This is a genomic window from Adhaeribacter arboris, from assembly GCF_003023845.1.
GTDB lineage: Bacteria > Bacteroidota > Bacteroidia > Cytophagales > Hymenobacteraceae > Adhaeribacter > Adhaeribacter arboris.
This window is the reverse complement of sequence record NZ_PYFT01000001.1, coordinates 60,692-81,841: the sequence shown is the minus strand read 5'-3', so window position 1 is coordinate 81,841 and position 21,150 is coordinate 60,692. Positions and strand designations below refer to the sequence as shown.

The following is a 21,150-nucleotide window of genomic DNA, read 5'->3' as shown; positions in this document are numbered from 1 at the left end:
TTATATGACAAAACAATTATTCTAATACCGGAACCTTTATACGGGAAACAATAGTTAATTTTAACGTAAAAAGCTTTTATTTGCGCATGAAGAAATTGTTTTTTTTCTTTTGGATAGGCTTACTCCCTCTGCTATGCCTGGCTCAGGACCAAGGTCAGGAAGCCCCGAGAAAAGACACCATCCCCTATGCTATTCCGCCCGATACCTTTATTATGCGGGACTTATACATAGATTCCATCGACATTACCCCGCAAGCCATTGAAACGGATGGTTGGCTGCTGATGAACGAGGATATTAAAAATGAGTTAAGCGGCGCCGTCGATAACATGTACAATTTTAAATTCGAGCGGGCCGAGAAACAATTTCGTTCGCTCCGTCGGCGGTATAAAAAACATCCCATGCCTTATTTTTTGATGGGATTGAGCTACTGGTGGAAAATTGTGCCTACTAACGTGCAAACCAAACAGTTTGATGCGCCTTTCTTCGCCTACATGGATTCTACTATTTACTTTGCGGAACAGCTATACGAGAAAGACGCCAAAAATCTGGAAGCAGCATTTTTCCTGTCGGCAGCTTATGGGTTTCAGGCCCGGCTGCATTCCGAACGTAGTAATTGGCGCAAAGCCACTATTTGCAGCCGGCATTCCTTAGAGTTTCTCCAGAAAAGTCGGGTAGCCAATGGTTTAAGCCCCGAATTTTTATTTGGTGAGGCCCTTTATAATTATTATGCCGTTTGGATTGCGCAGAACTATCCTTTGTTAAAGCCGGTTATTTTGTTTTTCCCGCGCGGTAATAAAGAATTAGGGCTGCAGCAGCTCAAAATGGTAGCCCGCAATGGCTTTTACACCGGCACCGAAGCCAAATTCTTTTTAATGAAAATTTTGGCCAACGAAGAAAACGACCACTTCGAAGCCATGCCCATTGCCCGTAATCTGGCGAATACCTACCCCGATAACGCGTATTTTCAACGTTTTTACGCCATGATGAACTTCCGGGAAGGTAATTTCCGGGAAACGGAGCGCTTATCGAACGAAATCTTAACCAAGTACAACAAACACATGCCCGGCTACGAAGCTATCGGCGGCCGTTACGCGTCGTATTACCTGGCCTACATTTGCCAAAACCGCAAAGATTTTCCGAAAGCCAAACAACTCTACGACCAGTGCATTCGGTTCGCCCGGCAAACCGGCGAAGTTGAATCCGGCTACTACGTGTCTTCGCACTTAAACCTGGCCCGCATTTTTGTTCAGGAAAAAGATTTGGTCCGCGCTAAAGAACACTACGAAGAAGTAAAAGACAAAGCCGAACGCAAAACAGACGCTTTCCGCGAAGCCCGCGATTTCCTCCGTAAAAACCGGAAGGTGTGAGATGGTTTTAGGGTATAATATAAGTTATAAATTTCTTTTTGTTCGTTAATTATCAGCAACCTACTAGATTTTAAACGTAAAGTTATTACTGATTACTTATCATTTACCCATAAGTGGAATTAAAAGATCTAATCTTAACTCCTATTTACCTGCTTTTAATTTACACTTTGGTGTATGCCGTAAAGCCGCTGGTTACCAACAAGGTAAATCAAAAATACTTTACTCTAGCATTATCCTTGAAATTATTTGGGGCAATTGCCCTTGGTTTTATCTATCAGTTTTATTACTCAAATGGTATATTAGGAGGCGATACCTCCAATTATTTTAATCAGGCTAAAATCATCTACGCGGCCTTTCAAGACTCGCCTTTTTTAGCTATTAAACTTATACTGGCAAATGGAGAGTACGATCCAGCTACCAGATTGTATGCTGCCCAAATGATTTGGTACCGGGCACCAGCTGAATACATGGTAATTAAATTTGCCGGCTTTTTCGGTATTTTCAGTTTTGGTACTTATTCGGTAATAGCTTTGTGGTTTGCATGTTTAAGCTTTAGCGGCATGTGGGCCATGTATATTACTTTCCTGAAAATTTACCCCATTCTACATAAACAGTTTGCTACTGCCATCTTTTTTCTACCTTCCGTTGTGTTTTGGGGCTCAGGGCTTCTAAAAGATTCTTTAGCTATCGGGGCATTGGGTTGGTTATTTTTTGGATTTTACAGTTTTGCGGTAGAGAAAAAACAATTATTAAAATCTTTAATAATTGTTTTTTGTAGCGCCTACGTTATATACATTGTTAAAGTGTATATCTTATTATCCTTTTTACCGCCCGCTTTATTCTGGATTGTAATGGAAAATAGTGACAGAATTCAAAACCAGTATCTGCGGATGATAGCTAAGCCAATCTTTTTGATGTTAGGTTTATTGGTTTCTTATCTAGGCGCCACAAAGATAACCGAAGGAGATACAAAATACGATGTAACTAAATTAAGCGAGCGTACTCAGATTAATTCTTTATACCTTTCGAAGCAGGTTTATACGGGTTCAGCTTACGAAATTGGCGTTTATGATGGAAGCTTAAAAAGTATATTAACTGTTGGACCTCAGGCCATTATTGTGGCTTTATACCGTCCTTTTATATGGGAAGTGCGTAACGCAGTTATGCTTTTATCGGCATTAGAAGCAACCATCTTTTTTTATTTAACAATTTATTTTATGCTTAAACCTGGATTATTTCGAACGATAAAGCTGATAAGTATTAAACCCATGCTTACATTTTGTATGATTTTTTGTTTGGCGCTAGCATTTGGCGTAGGTACCAGTAGTGGTAATTTTGGCACTTTAGTACGTTATAAAATTCCAATTATGCCTTTTTATCTTTCCGCCTTATATATCATTCAGGTTTACACAAAAAATCCTAAAAAGTTAAGTCGGTTACCGGTTACAGCATAATATTGCTCTATTTTTTGGCGAGCAGCTACACCTAAGTCTTCTCTCAATTTTGGCTTACTGATTATTTCTTCTAAATTGGCGTACCACTGATCATCATTATTACAGATAAATCCATTAATTCCATGCTCTACTACCTCGGTATTCATTCCTACTGGCGAAACCAGCGCCGGAATACCTAAAGCCATATACTGCAAAGCTTTAAAAGCACATTTACCTTTTGCCCAAATGTCATCTTCTAAAGGCATTAAACCTACATGAAAATGTAGTAAATCCGCAATTTCTGTTTCTTTCTGCCAAGGTTTATACACCAACGAACGCAAACTCCAATCAGGTTCTCTATCAGAAATTACCCTAAATTCAAAGCTAAATTCTTTTTCCAATTCTTGTAAAACCGGTACTATTTGATCCAAGTATTTCATGGTAGAATGCGTTCCGGTCCAGCCAATAACTACCGGGTTGGTGTTTTGGTTCTTTACCTGATTATGGAGGTGAATAGTATCAATGGTGGTTGGATTAACAAAAGCATTTGGATTAAACTGTTTAGCAAATTCACACAAAAAAGAATTGCCACAACTAACCTTATATGCCCATCCGCAAATAGCTTTAACTTTATGATGCCATTTAATACCAGCTACTATTTTATTGTTTTCAGATGTATTAGGTAACCAGATAGCATCATCAAAATCGTAGATAATTTTTTTTTGTAAAACTTTTGCTACAATCCACTCAAACCAGGGCGGTCCAATTGGCGTTGCTTCCCGGTGAATAAAGATGAAATCAAACTTTGGCACTAAAAAAAGAAGAACAAACCTTTTAAAAAAACCTTTTAAAATACCCCAAACTTTTTGCACACTATGGCCGGGTTTGTAAAGAATATTCCAGGTTTTTTCATCTAAAAAGGATGCAAATGTATATTGCCCGCTTTCTTCCTTTATAAAGCCGAAATATTGTTCAAACCTAAATCTTTGAGAGGGTGCTTTACCGTGAGGATAGGGTGCTACAAATAATATTTTCATTAATCAACCAATTACTCCGCGGAGGTGCTGCTTACGTAATTCAACTCAGGAAGTAAAGAACGATAAACTTGAGCGTATTTTTTTATCGCATTGTCTAGAGTATAGTATTCTCTGGCTCGGTCACGGATAATGGCAGGATTTTTAGCTAACAACTCTGGTATTCCGGCAACAATTTTTGCATAGTTTTCGGCCGTAAAATCAGAAATAATGATTCCGGCATCCATCTCCCGAACAATACTTTCCACATCTCCTACTTTGGAGTTACAGATAACGGGTATACCCATGGCTAGAATTTCGCCTAGCTTGGTTGGCGAGCTGGCAATTTTAGAATAACTCTGTTTAATAAAAAATAAATTAATGTCCGAAGCTGCCGTAAAAACGGGTACTTCTTGGCGACTAGCCGCCCGAATAACAAAATCTGATGCTTGAAGCTTAAAATTTTTAGCCGTATTCAGAATCATTTCGGCCGGTTCAGTGGTAATAAACAAGAATACAGCGTTCGTATACTTTTCTTTTATAACGGCAAAGGCGGCCAGCATTTCGTCTAAAAGATACCAGGCGCCAACCGAACCTAAATAACTGATAACCAATGCATCTTCTTTAATCTCTAAAAGTCTCCGAGAGGCAAGTTTTTTATCCAGAGAGGTAAGACTAAATAAATTAAAATCAGCACTGCACGGAATAACCTGAATAGACGCTTGTTGGTAACTTTGCCAGGTTTGCATTTCTTGCTTCCCCGCCTCCGTTAGACTAATAATGGCATCTGCTTGGGCAATATAGGTAGCTTCCTTTTTTTTATAGTTTTTGTATGCTTGATTATAAAAAGGATTATTTAAGTTCCAGGCTCCTCCATCTACCCGCTCATCTACCCAAAAGCCCCGCATATCAAATAAAAACTTTACGCCAAACTTATTTTTTAAATGCACGCCTACGGCTGCACTTACGTAGCTGCGGCAATGCACCAATTGAAACTTTTTCTTTAAATGCAGCCGTTCGGCCGTTTTCCGAAGTTGGTACAAATCGTAGTATTTAGCTAATACCGGAGGACTAGAAGTAAATGAAATAGGCTGCCAGTTAATGTTATTTGATTGGATAATAGCTTCAATTACTGATTTATTTTTTTTAAATCGCTCCGGTTTTTCGCAGGATAATAAGGTAATGTCGTAGCCCAGTTTGCTTAAACCGACCAGGTACGGTAATACCTGCGATTGCCCCAAGGGATCTGTCATTCCATCGTAGGATATAAATAAAACAGGTATTGTATCCACTTAAGTTTTATAAAAATTTACAATGAAAAAAAGATTAACTATTTCATGATTAAGCTGTTTTGAACAAACCATTTTTGTAATACAATAAGCAGCCAAACACGATTATATAAATACTCTTTCCCTTGTAAAAAGCTTTCTTTTAAACGCTTTACTTCAGAATAATTCAGAACTCCATACTTATTTACAATTGTTTCATTTAAATAATCTTCAATCAGATACTTTAAACTAGTTTTTAACCATAAAGCCAACGGTATTGAAAAACCCCATTTGGGTCGATCAAAAATTTCTTTTGGAACAAAATCGTATAGTACCTGCTTTAATAAATATTTATTTATTCCGTTTTTAGATTTTAAATCCGGGCTTAAATTTAAGGCAAATTCAACAATGCGGTAATCCAGCAACGGCACCCTTGTTTCTAAAGAATGGCGCATGGTGGTCCGGTCCACCTTAACCAGTAAATCGTCTTGCAAATAATAGTACATATCAAACAAAGCCTGTTTCTCCATAGCCGTTAATTTCCTAGCGTGCACGTTCCAATCTTCAATTATTAAAGGAGTAGCTTGAAATTCCGGCTTTAGTAGTTTATTAATTTCCTTTTCACTAAATAAATATTGCTCCTGCGAAAAAATATGACTTTTCCGGCGATTTGCATCTTCGTATAAAAACACCTGAGCGGCCCTTTCAAGTCGATTGCCTAAAAAAGGTAACACTTTAGCAATAGGTTTTCGGAAGGTAGTAACCAAAGGATTAGCTAATCTTTCGGCCCATTGATACATGCCATAACCAAAAAAGAGCTCATCGCCCCCATCTCCAGATAAAGTCATCGTAACGTGTTTGCGCGCTAACTCCGACACTATTAAAGTGGGAATAGCCGAGGAATCGGCAAATGGTTCATCAAATATACCGGTTAATTGGTCAACCCACTCCAAGGCTTCTTTTTCAGTTACGGTAAACTCATGATGATGCGTACCTAAATAACTGGCCACTGCTGCGGCATATTTAGCTTCGTTGTATTTGCTGGTATGAAAAGCAATGGAAAAAGTTTTCACCGGCGTACTGGAAATTTGTTGAGCCGCCGCCGTAATTAAGCTGGAATCTATACCACCACTTAAGAATGTACCAAAGGGTACATCACTGATCATCCGGTACTTAACCGAACTTAGCACCAGGTCCTTTAATTTAGTTTTTGCTTCAATTTCATTATTTAACAAAACTGGTTTAAACTGATCAGATAACTGCCAATAAGGAATTGTTTTAAATTCATGCTTATTTATCCGCATGTAGGTTCCCGAATCCATCTTTTTTATTTCAGAATAAATACTATTGGGCCTCGGGATGTACCCTAAATACAAAAATTGATTTATTGCCTCTTTATTTAGAGTTAATTTTTTTTGTATGTGGGGTAGTTTTACTAAAGATTTTAATTCAGAAGAGAATGCCAAGTATGGCCCTTGCTGATAATAATAAATAGGTTTTATTCCCATCCGGTCCCGATATAGGAATAGCTCTTTTTGCACCTTATTGTAAATGGCCAAAGCAAACATGCCATTCAGCCGATGAACAAAGTCAGGCCCCCACTTTACAAAAGCTTCTAATATAACTTCCGTATCCGAAGTAGTTTTAAGATTTATACCTAATTCAGGCGCTATTTCCTGAAAATTATAGACTTCACCATTAAAAACAATAATGTACTGTTGATTAGCCGAATACATGGGTTGATTGGCTGCTGCTGATAAATCAAGGATGCTAAGGCGACGATGGCCTAAGCCGGTTGTTCCATCATAAAAATAACCGCCTGCGTCTGGTCCCCGATGCGTAATACACTCCGTTAATAATTCTAAATCGGTTTGATTCGAAAGTTGCCTAAAATCAACAAATCCGGCAATTCCACACATAAAGTTTTACTCAGAATTTTGTAAATAAAAACTAATAAAAAGCTAAATCAATAAGGCATGCTCAAAATAACATTACCCCAGTTTAAATGTTTAGAATGTATTTGATATATGATTTAAAATCTGTTATAACATGTATTTTACTAAAATTGATTGAGTAAGCCTGGCAATTTTTTAAATTTCAATGACCAAAATTTCCATTTTGAATAACCTTCCATATACCATCTTTCAGCACAGTCATTTCACGATTTAGCAGTTCTTTCATCTTAGTATTATCTGGATTTCTTCTAGTCATATCTCCTTCTTGTAAAGGAGGCAAATGAACAATTTTAGAAGATGATCCTACAATTTCAACTATAATTTTAGCTAAATCTAGAACCGATGTTTCAATATTACTGCCAATGTTGGCGACATCATTCACGCATAAATTATTTTTAAATGCATTTACAGTAGCATCTATATTATCATCTATATAACAAAAAGTTCTGGTTTGGGAACCATTGCCATAAATAGTTATATCTTGGTTATTTAGAGCCGCACTAATAAATTTAGACATCACAAAATCCCGACTTTGCTTAGGCCCATAGGTATTAAAGAACCTAAATATGGTATAATCAAGATTATACTCTTGTTTGTACGAACGCATATAAGCTTCCGCAATATTCTTCACTACCGCATAAGGCAAACGAGAATTAAGCGGCGTAGTTAGCTCTCTCTGCGGAAACTCTACGGGTTCGCCGTATACTTCGGAAGAAGAGGAATAAAATACTCTTTTAACGTGCGTATTTTTGCTTAAATTAAGAATATTTTCTATGCCTTTAATATCTCTCAAAACTAATATAGGATTATCCAGGGTTCTTTTAACTCCTACCAAGGCAGCATAATGAAATACATAATCAAAATGATGCGCGTAAAAAATGGATGAAATATCCGCATAATCATTTACATCACATTTAATAAACCGCCAGTTCTTATACTCAGCAGAAGGGAGTTTTTGCATGTGTCCTGTCAGCAAATTATCAACAATTAAAACAAAATTATCAGAGTCTTCTACTAATTTGTCAGCTAAACAACTACCAATAAAACCTGCGCCACCCGTTATTAAAATATTTGCCATTTTTTAAATATCTTTATATTATATTTTTTAATGTTGCCCAAAACCTTCTTGTGCTTAAAGTAGCTGGCCTAACAAAAATTGATTTAACTAAATACCACATCGCACTAGACCTATGTTTTTTGGTCAATGCTAAATGCAATGCTGTATAAGTATAACCATCCGCTAAAACTAAATCTTTATATTTACTGTACTTATTCCTAACTGCCTCATCTTCCCAAAGGTATTTCATAAATAAGCTTTTTCTTCTTATAAGTTTATCCTTGTTAATTACCAGTACACTGCGTAGCTCATGGTTAACCACCGTAGAAGTAATTACATTAGAAAAACGGAGCGGATAAATAGCCGCTAATCGTAACCACAACTCATAATCTTCGGATGCCGATAAATCGCGATCGGTATTGAAAGGGTGCTGTAAAGCTACATCACGCCTTAAAAAAACCCCATTACAGCTCAGGAAATTACCTTTAATTAGTTTATCATTAAGTGTTCCGGATAAAGAGTTTACTACAGAAAGAATTTTTCCTTTTGGATCTTTTATGTCGTAACCTAAATGGAAGAATTCCGGATCTTTGTATTGCTGAATTAATTTATAAGCTTCTTCTAAATGGTTAGGATACAATAAATCATCCGAATCAAAGTAATTAACATACTTACCTCTTCCCAGTTTAGCTCCTGTATTACGGGCTACCGCTCTTTCCTCATTTACCTTTTTATGGTAAATAACTTTATCGCTGTTTATTGCACTAACTACTTCTTCCGTATTATCCGTACTTCCATCATCTACTACAATAATTTCAAAATCCTGAAAGTTTTGTTTTAACACAGATTGAATACTTTTTTCTATAAAGCTTGCCCGGTTGTACGTTGGTATTACTACAGTAAAAAAAGGGTCAACTTTCATATAAATTTTCTAATTTAGAGATCATTTGATCTAATGTAAAACTAGCAAAAACGTTCTTCTTTCCTTCTTTAACCAGATTAGATCTTAAAGGAACATTGGTTAAAAGTTCCTTCATTGCGTTGAATATCTCCTCAGAATTTTTATATGGTACCACTAAAGCATTTTTCCGATCTTGGACGAATTCAGAAGCTACACCAGATAAAGTAAAGATAGAAGGAATGCTTGAAGCTAACGCCTCAATATAAATTTGCCCAAATGCTTCCGAACTTTGTTCAATTGGTACATGAATAAATATATCGAATAAACGATACAATGTTGCTACATTAGGTTCAAAAGATATTTCTATATAATTATTTACATTTAATTGGTTTAATAGTTGGTGCACTTGTGGTTTATAACTTCCATTAGCGTTAGCCAATATTAATAAAGCATTAGGGTAAAGCTCTACAATCTTTTTAAATGCAGGTATAATGTATTGAATACCTTTTAATTCCATGTACCTGGAAATTACTCCTATAACCGGAAATTTATTATCAGGATTGTACTTCGATTTTAAGAACTCAACTTTGTCTGAATCTATTTTATCAAAATAAGTCAGATCAAATCCATGATGAACAACGCTAACCTTTGTTGGTCTTACTTTCTCCAAGTTTATAAGTATATTTTTCACAGATTCAGATGGAGCAATAATGTGGGTAGCTAGAGAATTAATGACTTTGTCATAATAAACCGCTTTAGGAAAATAAGCATGATGCTGATTCCCATGATGCCGGGTCATAATTCGCTTAGAAATACCCGCCAATTTACCTGCTGCTAAGCCAATCAAGCTAGCTTCAAACAAATGCGCATGAATTAAAGTTGGATTTTCTTTTTTTAAGATCCACCATGTATTTATAAAAGCCGCCGGAATATTTTTTTTGCTTTTATAATTGAAAGCGTATACTTTAATTCCTTTCTCTTCTAAAAATTTTTGTAATTCGGAAATTCCCGGATTTAAAAGAATAAATTGCAACTCAAACTTACTTTGATCAAGATTAGCCGCAATCCATTCAAAGGCTAATGCTTTATTTATATTAGAAAGAATATACGTTATCTTAATTCTATTCAATTGAATTTAATTTATGAGCAAACTTATTTTTGTAAGTTTCTTTATCCTAGACATTTATTTTTCTTAATAATTATAGTTTTTAATACAGACAAGTAGTCAAACCTTAACCTTAATAACTGTTTTGATCTTAATTTACTGATCAAAAAAAATAGCCTTTGCTCCTTCGTATATAAGGGGTTTTTTCCTATTTCCCCATGTTTTTTTATATTTAATAACATCCGTAAATAAGTAAGGGAATATTTTTAAAGAAGTTTTTATATCCGCCAATATTATATTTTTACTTGATTTCTTGATAAATACAAGTAAACTAATATGTACTAGCATACTCAGGTATGTAACCACTATATACAACATATAATTGAACCACCCCTTTTTATACCATAACAAAGCTTGCGACAACTTAGCCTGTACGTTCATTGGTCCTTGAGGGGCACTTTTACCACCCAAATGAATGATAGCAGCCATAGGAAAGTAAATAATTTTAAAATATTTAGCAATCCGTTCGCGGCACCATTCTGACTCTTCACAATAAAGAAAAAAATCTGGATCAAAACCGCCCACTTTATCAATTACTATTTTACGCAACAACATAAATGCCCCCGAAACATCCCCAACTTCCATTATTACATTAGTTTCCTGAAACAATCTGTTTACACCAAATATTTTGCTAAGCAACCAATTATTGGTAATAAGATGATTAAATAAGGTGTTTTTACGAAAAGGATAGAAGGAAGGCTGAAAAGATTTATCTTCATTTAAAAGCTTACAACCCAACAAACCAATTTTTTTGGTAGTATCGGCTTCCATAGCCTGATAACATTTTAGCAGGCTATCATCAAAAACTAACGTATCAGAATTTATGAGTAAAATATACCTACCAGTAGCATAGGTCATTCCTAAATTATTAGCTCTACCAAAGCCAATATTTTCTAAAGATTTAATGTAAGTAAGATTTGGAGATACTTCTTTAAAGGCAGTACTAAAATCCTCGATTGGCGCATTATCTACAAGTATTATTTCATACTTTAAATACCTCAAATTGGCTATAATGGATTTAATGCAATTAACAGTTATAGTAAAGGTTCGAAAATTAACTATAATAATTGATAAGTCCATTTAGTATAAAATACTAATTATTATTTTGTATAATTTTTAAAAACTTATCTATGTTCTGCATACTTTCATAATTTTCTTTTAACCAATCATCGCTTTTGTCCCACCATTTACTATTTAATAATTTAGTGATGACTTCATCGGAAAATCTTTTCTTAATAAACTTAGCGGGAACTCCACCCACAATGGTATAAGGTTCCACATCACGGCTAACGATTGATCCGGCCGCAATAATAGCACCATGACCAATTTTAATATCGTCTAATATTACAGCATTAGAGCCTATCCAAACATCATGTCCTATTTCAACGCTACCAGCTTCTTTAAAAGCTTGATAGGAAGAAAAAGTAGGCTTATTCAGCGAATAAAATACCGGGCTCGTTGACACAAAGGTACTAGTTGGATGCTTACCCGGACAAATGGATACATACAAGCCCACAGAACAAAATTTACCTATATTGCTATTTACTATTAAATTATAACCTGAAAAGTAAGAATAAGCGCCAACCTTGGTATTATAGCAATATGAATGTTTGCTGACTCTCACGTTTTCACCTAAATCGCACTGTTGGACAATAGAGGTAACATGAACTTTACCGTTAATCCACTTAGCATTAAACCAATCAAATATTTTTTTAGTAATTAGGATTAGCATTTCTAATTTTTTGATAAATCTACCTTATCCGGAAAAAACTTTCCGTTAGCGGTTACAATTATATCGTAAATTTTACATCTTATCGGCAATGGTAACCATTTTAAATACTCTTTTTCAGCCGCTGCTATCCAATACTCATGAGCAAACATTTTAAAAATATTATATTTAATTCCTACCGGATTGTCTGGATACCTCTCATTTTTATTTTTATCAATGTATAATCCAGGATTAAGAAGCACCAACTTTTCTTGCGCAGTTCTATACTGCCTTACTCTCCGGATATAACTTCTAAAATTTTTTAATCCTAGATCAATATGATAGGCGTAAGCTTTGGAACTAATATATATAGGATAATTCTCCTGAAATGCTCTAACTGCTAAATCATAATCTTCCGCATCATTAAGTCTACTATCAAACTGGCCTAACTTCAAAAATAAATCTTTAGGAATTGAAAAATTATTGGCAGAAATATATGGGTTCTTCAGTAAAGCGACTTCTCTATTGTCTTGAATTAAATTTTTGTTCCATTTATTGTTCTGCCAATTTTCAAAAATGATAAATTCTCCTTTTAGTTCTATACCAGGTGGCTCAAGCTTTCCCACCAACAAACTATTCTTAACCGAATTATGATGTTCGACATGAGCTGATAACCATTCTTTGGGCACAATCATATCATCATCCATAAATACCAGTAAATCACCCGTAGATTCTGCTGCGCCCCGGTTTCTTACAGCAGCCCGGCCACTGTTGGCTTGTTCTATTATCTTAAAACCGGGTAACTGAATTTTGTTATTTTGGATAATACTAGCCGTACCATCGGTAGAACCATCCACCACCACTATTACTTCCTCAGGCTTATAAACTTGCCTTTCCAAGCTATGCAATGCCTTAAGTATTTTATGCGCCCCATTATATGTAGGTATTATAATTGAAACTTTCATTCGTCCTAAGATTGGGTCGTTTACTTGTAAGATAAAACTGTTACTTTGTTGCCGTAATTAGGCTAAGGGCTTTTTTAAACCTAGACAGCCAAATAGAATTAGATTTTTTCAAGTCCCAACTTGTAATTGGCAACGGAAAATCAGATGTTTTCAGATGCAAGGCTTCCTGAATGGTGGTTGCCTTTACTTGTATCTCTAAAGCGGGCCAGGCTTCTGCTCTTAAATAATGAATGTTTTTATAAGTTTTATAATTCTGGCTATTAGCATCCCGCCAAAGCTTGAAATATTTAGCAACTTCAAACTCATTAGAATGACCCCAGCTATTTAATTTACCCCAAATTTCCTGCTCGCTTCTTGCCCAGGATTGATGTAAAATTGGAAAATTTGCTTGTACATTAAAATACCCATTAATACGGGCACTCTCATAATTTGGATAATTGGTGGCAATATTAGCAAATTCAATTTCTTTAAAGGTTTTAGGTTTTATCCATAAAATACCGTTGGGTAAAAATTTATATAAATTGATTAACGGACAACGGATATTTACTTTTTTATCGGATTTAAACTTTCTTAAAAAAGAAACAAAGCTCTCAAAATCGATAAAGTATTCGTCAGAATCTATTTGAATGTGCCAACCGTCTTCTTTACCTAAAAACTCCGCCATTCGGTTTCTTTGGCGGGTATCGTTTTCTATGGGTTGTAAAGTTGGTATATAAAACTGATCCTCGTATATTTTAATTTTCCCTAAGGGGTCCAATTCTGCCACCATTTTCCTAAAACGCTCCTCATCCCAGGCGTATAATCCACCGGACCAGCTTTTACGGTTACTATCCATTGACAAACAAATAATATCTGCATCTGCATAAACCGGGGGAATAGAATAACGTAGCAGCTCCCAATCGTAGGCTACGCAAAACCCAACCTTGATCTTATTTAATGCTTTAGCCATTTTTTAGTATGATAAAAAACATCTTTAAAGAACTCAAAATCGAAAGGTTTTTTGCTAAAAACTTTAAGAGCATACTTATATCCTTGCCAATATTTTCTTTCGTTAAATGATTGTATGGCGTTATCTTTCACCATTAAAATATTTTCTTCAAAATAGCCGGGAAGCATCGTACACCACGCTCTTACTTGTTCCAGTTTTTGACCTAATGCTTTTTCACCCAAACTAATATTGATTTGTTCCGCTAAAAACAAGTCAATTATTTGTTTTTTTACCCGGTACCAATAATGATAAATCACCGAATTGCATGGTTCCAGCTTTGTATTTTCCTGCAGAACCACAGAAAAGGCGTACTGTTCGCTAGCGTGACTTTGGGTAGATAGATAAAACTGATCCGTTAAGGAGTATACATCCGGGATAAATCGGGCGTGCGTCGCATGGAAAAACATGACACCCGCATTCCAGGAATAATGCTTTGGGGTAACACTAATTTTACTTCCGCCAGCTAACAAGAATTGTTTAGATTCAATCAATTGTATAAAAGCCCGCGACGCTTGCCCAAATGGCAATGGTTGATTCCATAACTTCTCAAATTCATACTCCTTAAGGTGCATAAAGCTATTTACCGGGCTTAATTTCTCTAACAGTGGAGTAGGATCCGCAATAAAAAAGGTGTCAGAGTCGACATATATTAAATTACTTTGAACTAAGTGAAAAGCTTCTTCGATTAAAGCAATTTTCATCCGGTGCAAAAAGTCTATTGTTCCGCGCATTACCTTAATTTTCTCAGTGGTAAGCGTAACGTATTTAACCGGCACTCCCTGCAAATAAAACTCAAAATAAGTGGGATAATCTGTAAAAAGAACTACCTGTGATGTAGCTGAGTCATTAGGCAAATGCGCATAAAAACTTAAAATAGTTAATATTGCTCTTTTATACTCACTTTCTTTTCCGAAAGACTGAGTAGCCAAACTTATCATTAATACTAGCTTTTTGCTTTTGCTAAACGATACGCCAATTTAGCCAACCTTATTTTAACGGACATAGCGGAAGTAATTTTATTCGCTAACTTCCAATTAAACCACGCTGTTTTCTTATCACCCGCCCGCAGAGCACTTTCAATTTCGTACATTACCCAGGTTTCGCCGTAGTAATTTAATACCTCTTTTAAATGGCTTGCTTTTTCATTTTCGGGCAAATAATTGTTTACCACTCTTACGCCTTCTACAAAATCAAGCATTTTAATGGCGTTTTTAGCATATTTGGCAGTATTGGAGGTATTATGAACCCGGTAGCAAGCTAGAGCTTTGGGCAAGTAGCCAAAGTTATAATGTTTGCTTATTCTCACCCACATTTCCCAATCCTCGCACCACTTCAACCGCTCATCAAAGCCGCCTAAATCTTCGTAAACAGCTCTTTTAACTACAATACTGGGGGTAAATATTCGTTGACGATAGGCAATTGATCGTAAGAAATCCGGAATAATACCCGCTTGCGTTTGAATTAGACTACTTAAACCAATAAACTGATCCTGTTCGTTAACGGAAAAATTCTGACAAAAGGCTGCCCCAATAGTTGGATTATTCTGAATTACATTATATAGTTCATTGTAAAATCCGGGTAACACATAATCGTCGCCGTGCAATTGATGCACCCACAATCCTCTGGATCGTTGCAAACAGGTTTCAAAATTTTTTGTATGACCTACATTTTTTGGTTGGCGAAAAAAACCTACTCTTCCCTTGCCCACTTCTTTCACCACCTTTTCCGGATTATCGCTTGAAAAATCATCAATTACTTCAATCTGCATCAGATCGGGTCCGGGGTCTTGCTGGAGCACCTGCTCTAATGTTTTTCTTAAATAATTAGAACAATTATGAGTAGGAATCATAACAGACCAAAAAGGCCGATTATCAGAACTAACCGGTACTATCGTAGCTTTATAACTTTCCATTATGATACTAAGGAAGAAACTTTTTTATATAATACTTAAAAAGTTCTCTTCTTTGCTGTTTGCTAAATTGTTTAATCATACCTTGCGCAATCGATGGATAAATGCTAATAACACTATTAAGCAATTCTTTATAAAATTTTGGATTAAATATAGATTTATCTTTATATAGCTGGTTCAAAAGCTTTTTTAAACCATAGCTAACTTCTTCTTCTGTTAACTTTAGGTCTACAATTAACTTTTTAAATATTATACTACCTTCTAAATAATATCTACCACTCGTCCAACCAGTAGAAGTAACATTAGAAGAATGTTTTCGGAAATAATTTAAATACTTACCTGATACTGCAACACTTCCTTGTTGAGCAATCTCACACCAAAAAAGCCAATCCCCACATTGTCGGAACATAATAAACTCTTCACTTAACTGATAAAATGCTTTTCTTTTGAAGATGGCCATACTAGCATTTTCTAAATCGCATTTACCTAACATATTTTGTACAATCCATTCCTTTCCATTAACAAAAGAATAGAGCATTGGATTACTTGTTAACCTTAATATTTTATCATCAGACACTATGAGAGATTGGCAATAAGCTAAAGTTGTACTTGGAAAATTAACTACCAAGAAGTACATCTCTTCAAGAAAAGTAGGTTCACACCAATCGTCACTTTCCGCAATCCAAACCCAATCACCACTTGCTAGTTCAATACCTCGCTTCCATTGAATGTATGTAGAACCGGAATTCTTTGAATTAATAATAATATGAGAAATCTTAGGGTTTTCTCTATATTGTTCAATTATTTTGCTACTACTATCTGTCGAACAATCATCCAGAATTATAATCTCAAAATTCTGATAAGTTTGATTCAAAATTGAATTTATTCGTTTATCTAGAAACGTGGCATGATTATAATTTGGTATGATTACCGAAACTTGCATTATTTCTACTTTATAACAATTTGCTTTTTAATCTATTAAACACTTTGTAAGCAGGAATACTAAATTTAATAAGTTGAAGTCCTTTATATCTTTCAAATAAATAATTTTCTAATTCTTTTGGCAGTTTATACGATGACTTATTATTATAATAGAAAAAGAATATTCTTTTAAATAAATTTAAAGCACCATAGTTTCGCTTTAATATTCTAAAATATCTATTAAAATTATATTCATGCAACATTAACAATGGCTCTACAAACTGGTTTTTTACTAATTTTAGATTATTACTAAATTGATTATCTGAAGCAGAATTAGAATGGACACGAAAATGAACAAGATGTTCAGGCAAAAAAAATGACTCAGAATTCAAACATATACGTAGAGCAAATTCATAATCTACTAATTGAACTAAATCCAAATTATAATTTCCAAATTGTTCGATGCAGCATTTTTTAAAAAGAAGAACTATTGGCTCACCAATAAAATTAACCAACAAATTATGTTTTGCTATTATACATATATCAGATGGAATTAATTTTCTTGGTGTAGGATAATATGTTTCTAGCTTTATAACATTACTGACAAAAAAGTCTTTCAAGAAAACACTTGCTGAGTCTTCTATTATGAAATCTCTACTACAAATGCAAATAGGTACTTCATTGATTATACAAGCATGAAGCATTTTTTCTATACAATCAGAGCTTAAAAAGTCATCTTGAAATATAAACTTTATCCATTCCCCTTTAGCCAATTCAATGCATTTTTGCCAATTTTTTACTAAACCTAAATTTTGTTCATTAATAAATAATTTTATTCTTGTATCAATTTCTTGAAATTCATTTATGATATTCACAGAATTATCAGTCGAACCATCATCTACAACAACAATTTCAATTGCTTTATAAGTTTGGTTTAGAACAGTAAGCAGGCACTCTCTTAAATACTTTTCACCATTATAGACAGGAATACAAACTGTTACAAGGTCTACCATTCTCTTGAATACTATATTTAACCTTTAATATAAGAAGTCACGAATTTGCTAACTATATTATTTAGAAAAATCTTATTACGAGAAGTACTTTGAGTTAATTCGTGAGGAGGAGTAAAAAACTTATCTAATGCTCTAGCTTTTGGCGGTAATTTCGTAACATCATATTTACGGCTACTTATCTGGTACAAAAGGGAAGGACGTAAGTACCCCTTTTTGATATGATCTTTTACTTCGTCTAATGAAATAAATTTATTGTCAATGGATTCAACCAACTCTTTTACCCATAAATGCCCCAGAGGATTTGTTTTGGTTATCCATGGTTGGCGAGTCATATCTGTATAATGTAGTAAATGAGTTTTACCTTCTTCGTAATGCTCTAACGAATTCCATTCACCTTCAATAACGGGTTTAATATTTTTAGCTATTTTGAACTCATACATCAGTTGTTCATAGTTTAATTCTCCACTATCCAGTTTAGCAATTATAGATTGTATATTCCAGTTTAATTTTTCACAATTCATGAGCATAACAGCAAATTGGGGTTTTCTGGTCGATCCAGATATATCATAAGCCGAAAGTACATCTCCTCCTTCAAATGGTTTACTCCATAAGTCAACAATATTACTAAACACTTGCATATCCGAATCAAGATAAATAGCCCTTCCTTTAAAACCTTTTAGTGTAGGAATTAAAAACCGTTGAAAAGAAAAGGGGGTTCTTGGCTTATTTTTTGGATCTTTCGGTAAGGGAATAGGAATATTTGCCTGATACAAAGGAAAAACCTCAACACTCATGGTAGTATGTTTTCTTATTGAATACTCAAGCACCTTTACTGGTATTAACTGTGGTTCGGCACTACCAACGAAGATTCTGATGGGACTTTCTATATTAAGTGGGGCATAGTCTATATCTAATTTCATGATTGTTTTTGATATGGATTTAAATTGAAGGTCAAAACTTGATTGACCATTTGCCAATAAGGTTTTTTCGGCTAAGTCCTTAAAATCTTTGCTATACGAAGTGCCACCATCAACCCCTAATGAGCGAATTTTTTTGGCACCCGCTAAACCTAATAAATTAACTACTGCTTCCGCACTGAAATATAGAACTGGTACTTCCGGGTAGTTTTTAAAGTTTGGTTTAGGACTATAGGGAACATCATTAACCTCGATTGATCTTGTAGATTTATAATACCAAAGTAATCTACCCTCTTTATCCAGTTTGCGAACAAACTCGTTTTCTTTTACAATATCAACAAGACATTTATCAGTAGGACGATGAGCAAAATGAGGATGCCAAGGAAGTACTAAATATTGGGCATTAGCATCAATTTCCTGAGCGCAACTTTCCACCACATCAAAATCAATGGCATGCGCCACAGTTACTTTTATCTTTTTTATAACATGGTTTAAGGAAACAGTGAAAAAGTCTTTTAAGTTATATTGATTTATGTAAGCATAAGAAGGACCCTTCCCTAAGATAAGCCATGGTTTGTGATAATGTTCTTTATTCTCCGCAAACCACTCAAAAAAATTCTGCATAGATGAATATTTACATTTACCTCAATTGGTAAAAAATTATATTTTCCCAACAATATCGTGTAACCGAATTAATCCCATACAATAATTATTTTCATTAATTACGGGCAAAACCGATATTTGGGAAGGTCTTTTTTCCATTAATTGTAAAGCATCATAAGCCAACATTTCCGGCTTGACCACTACCGGATTTTTAGTCATTACGGAGATAGCAGTAAGTGAAGCAATTTCAACAGTAGTTTTATTTTGCACTATTCTTCTTATATCTCCATCCGTTATAATCCCTAGCAATGCGCTATTACCATCCACGATGTTAACCGCACCTATTTTGCCCTCGTTAATTTTACTTAGAATATCATTCCAACTAGTCTCTGGTGCGACAACAAAATTTCTGGTATCTGTACGCATCAAATCCTTTACTTTTAAAGATAATCTTTTACCTAAACCTCCGGCGGGATGATTTATGGCAAAATTTTCGGAAGTTATACCTTTTACTTCCATGAGAGTCATAGCTAAAGCATCTCCAATCGCTAGAGCTACGGTAGTACTACAGGTAGGTGCCAAATTCAAGGGACAAGCCTCTCTTGTAATGGAAGCATCAAAAGCCACATCGGCATGATTAGCCAAAGTAGACCGTACATTACCCACTATGGCAATAATGGGAACATTTCTCTGTTTAATGTGAGGCAAAAGGGCAAGAATTTCAGAAGTTTCTCCGCTATTGCTTAGCATTATTAATACATCTTTGGAGCCAATAATGCCTAAATCTCCGTGCATAGCATCAGAAGCATGCATATAGATTGCAGTTGTACCCGTGCTTGTAAACGTGGCAGCTATTTTGTTAGCTATAATTCCAGATTTTCCAACACCGATAACAACAACCTTGCCTTTGGAGGTAAGTATTAATTCTATGGCTTTATCGATCTTCTTACCACTAAGCAGGCCGGCACATCGTTCAATTGCTTTTGCCTCTAGCAATAGCATAGTCTGAAAAGATTCGATATACCCGGTAGTTGCGCTTGTTGTATCTTCCTTAAAATTGGTTTGAACCATAATTATGGATTTATTACTTAGTTAGGTACACTAATACTCTAGGTCCATTTCGCTCATTTCGCTTTTCCAAAATTTCACTGTGCACAAATCCTTGATCTTTAAGAACTTCCAGAATAGTATCTAGCGGCAACCATTTAGCATGTTCATACATACCAGAGAAAACATCTTTACCCTCCATGTATTTTTTGTATAAGTATTTCTTTCCATCTACTTCATCCTGCTCTAAAGCTTCTTCCGAATGCGCAATATGGGTGTCTAGCAAAATAGCTTTATTTATTAGCTTTCCTAAATCTAGCAAATGCTTTACTGGATTCTTTAAGTGGTAAAGTACCCCTATATGATGGCACACATCGGCTTTCAGCAAGGAGAATTGATTTTCCCAAGCCTCAACATTACACTTAAAAACAGTCGGGTGATAATTAAAGAAGGCAGTACGTACAATAGTTTTAACAACATTCTCCACTCTGGAATCAATAGCGGTAACTTTAGCAGCCAGTTGACAAAGGCTAACAGTATGGATACCTTCAAAGCATCCTATCTCCAGAATATGTTTGGTACTGAGATCTATTCTTTTCGAAAGCAACGCATGACGGGGATCAGGAATGTGCTGTGGTGTTTCACGCTTTCCAGACCAAGCAATGTTTCCGAATCTTCTTCCTTGAGAATCAACAATAAAACTATTCCAATTCAATAAGCTATTTAGTTCAGATAATTCTTCATCTGTTAAATGATCCAGCAATGGTATTATAGTTTTACCTTCCACAAATCCTTTTAAAGGTAATTGAGGTTTTATTGAATGATCAGCTACTTGCATAACTGGATTTCTTTCTGCTGAGAATAGCTTTTGGAAAAACTTCTTCATTAAATAATAGAATTTTTATGTATGGGAGCAATTA

19 protein-coding genes are annotated in these 21,150 nt (G+C 35.1%); 2 read left to right on the top strand and 17 right to left on the bottom strand.

Annotated elements, in window-relative coordinates; translation table 11 throughout:
• The first annotated feature begins 86 nt into the window (after positions 1-86).
• Positions 87-1,367, top strand: a complete 1,281-nt coding sequence (locus AHMF7605_RS00315) for a tetratricopeptide repeat protein (protein WP_106925335.1) — start codon at positions 87-89, stop codon at positions 1,365-1,367.
• Positions 1,368-1,480: 113 nt separating this feature from the next.
• Positions 1,481-2,821 carry a hypothetical protein gene (locus AHMF7605_RS00310; protein ID WP_106925333.1) on the top strand — a complete coding sequence of 447 codons (1,341 nt, stop codon included), beginning with the start codon at positions 1,481-1,483 and terminating at the stop codon, positions 2,819-2,821.
• Here the strand turns inward: AHMF7605_RS00310 and AHMF7605_RS00305 are convergent.
• From AHMF7605_RS00305 to AHMF7605_RS00225, 17 genes are all read right to left on the bottom strand, one after another.
• A complete protein-coding gene (locus tag AHMF7605_RS00305) occupies positions 2,773-3,837 on the bottom strand; it encodes a glycosyltransferase (RefSeq protein WP_106925331.1) in 1,065 nt (354 codons plus the stop codon). The genes AHMF7605_RS00310 and AHMF7605_RS00305 overlap by 49 nt on opposite strands.
• Before the next feature lie 11 nt (positions 3,838-3,848).
• Complete coding sequence (locus tag AHMF7605_RS00300) at positions 3,849-5,105, bottom strand: glycosyltransferase (protein WP_106925329.1); 1,257 nt, start codon at positions 5,103-5,105, stop codon at positions 3,849-3,851.
• Positions 5,106-5,143: 38 nt separating this feature from the next.
• Positions 5,144-7,000, bottom strand: a complete 1,857-nt coding sequence (asnB, locus tag AHMF7605_RS00295) for an asparagine synthase (glutamine-hydrolyzing) (RefSeq protein WP_106925327.1) — start codon at positions 6,998-7,000, stop codon at positions 5,144-5,146.
• Between the two features lie 178 nt (positions 7,001-7,178).
• Positions 7,179-8,114, bottom strand: a complete 936-nt coding sequence (locus tag AHMF7605_RS00290) for a GDP-mannose 4,6-dehydratase (RefSeq protein ID WP_106925325.1) — start codon at positions 8,112-8,114, stop codon at positions 7,179-7,181.
• A 13-nt stretch (positions 8,115-8,127) separates the two neighbouring features.
• Positions 8,128-9,015: a glycosyltransferase family 2 protein gene (locus AHMF7605_RS00285; protein WP_106925323.1), complete on the bottom strand. Its 888-nt coding sequence runs from the start codon at positions 9,013-9,015 to the stop codon at positions 8,128-8,130.
• On the bottom strand, positions 9,005-10,123 hold the full coding sequence (locus tag AHMF7605_RS00280; RefSeq protein WP_233218749.1) for a glycosyltransferase family 4 protein: 1,119 nt from the start codon (positions 10,121-10,123) through the stop codon (positions 9,005-9,007). Before AHMF7605_RS00280 ends, AHMF7605_RS00285 begins: the two co-directional genes overlap by 11 nt.
• 132 nt (positions 10,124-10,255) lie before the next feature.
• A complete protein-coding gene (locus AHMF7605_RS00275) occupies positions 10,256-11,239 on the bottom strand; it encodes a glycosyltransferase family 2 protein (protein ID WP_106925321.1) in 984 nt (327 codons plus the stop codon).
• A gap of 13 nt (positions 11,240-11,252) precedes the next feature.
• Positions 11,253-11,891 (bottom strand): CatB-related O-acetyltransferase, encoded by a 639-nt coding sequence (locus tag AHMF7605_RS00270; RefSeq protein ID WP_106925319.1) that lies wholly within the window; start codon positions 11,889-11,891, stop codon positions 11,253-11,255.
• 2 nt (positions 11,892-11,893) lie between these two features.
• Positions 11,894-12,832, bottom strand: coding sequence for a glycosyltransferase (locus AHMF7605_RS00265; RefSeq protein ID WP_106925317.1), 939 nt, complete (start codon positions 12,830-12,832; stop codon positions 11,894-11,896).
• Between the two features lie 40 nt (positions 12,833-12,872).
• On the bottom strand, positions 12,873-13,496 hold the full coding sequence (locus AHMF7605_RS00260; protein WP_146153475.1) for a hypothetical protein: 624 nt from the start codon (positions 13,494-13,496) through the stop codon (positions 12,873-12,875).
• A 269-nt stretch (positions 13,497-13,765) separates the two neighbouring features.
• Positions 13,766-14,758, bottom strand: coding sequence for a hypothetical protein (locus AHMF7605_RS00255; RefSeq protein ID WP_106925313.1), 993 nt, complete (start codon positions 14,756-14,758; stop codon positions 13,766-13,768).
• Positions 14,759-14,763: 5 nt separating this feature from the next.
• Positions 14,764-15,732 carry a glycosyltransferase family 2 protein gene (locus AHMF7605_RS00250; protein WP_106925311.1) on the bottom strand — a complete coding sequence of 323 codons (969 nt, stop codon included), beginning with the start codon at positions 15,730-15,732 and terminating at the stop codon, positions 14,764-14,766.
• Between the two features lie 7 nt (positions 15,733-15,739).
• Positions 15,740-16,672 (bottom strand): glycosyltransferase family 2 protein, encoded by a 933-nt coding sequence (locus AHMF7605_RS00245; RefSeq protein WP_106925309.1) that lies wholly within the window; start codon positions 16,670-16,672, stop codon positions 15,740-15,742.
• Positions 16,673-16,682: 10 nt separating this feature from the next.
• The gene (locus AHMF7605_RS00240) at positions 16,683-17,663 is read right to left on the bottom strand and encodes a glycosyltransferase family 2 protein (protein WP_106925307.1); all 981 of its coding nucleotides are present in this window, start codon (positions 17,661-17,663) and stop codon (positions 16,683-16,685) included.
• 17 nt (positions 17,664-17,680) lie between these two features.
• The gene (locus AHMF7605_RS00235; RefSeq protein WP_106925305.1) at positions 17,681-19,204 is read right to left on the bottom strand and encodes a glycosyltransferase family protein; all 1,524 of its coding nucleotides are present in this window, start codon (positions 19,202-19,204) and stop codon (positions 17,681-17,683) included.
• Positions 19,205-19,240: 36 nt separating this feature from the next.
• A complete protein-coding gene (locus AHMF7605_RS00230) occupies positions 19,241-20,254 on the bottom strand; it encodes a KpsF/GutQ family sugar-phosphate isomerase (protein WP_199200168.1) in 1,014 nt (337 codons plus the stop codon).
• 13 nt (positions 20,255-20,267) lie between these two features.
• Positions 20,268-21,116, bottom strand: coding sequence for a class I SAM-dependent methyltransferase (locus AHMF7605_RS00225; protein ID WP_106925303.1), 849 nt, complete (start codon positions 21,114-21,116; stop codon positions 20,268-20,270).
• Positions 21,117-21,150: the final 34 nt, after the last annotated feature.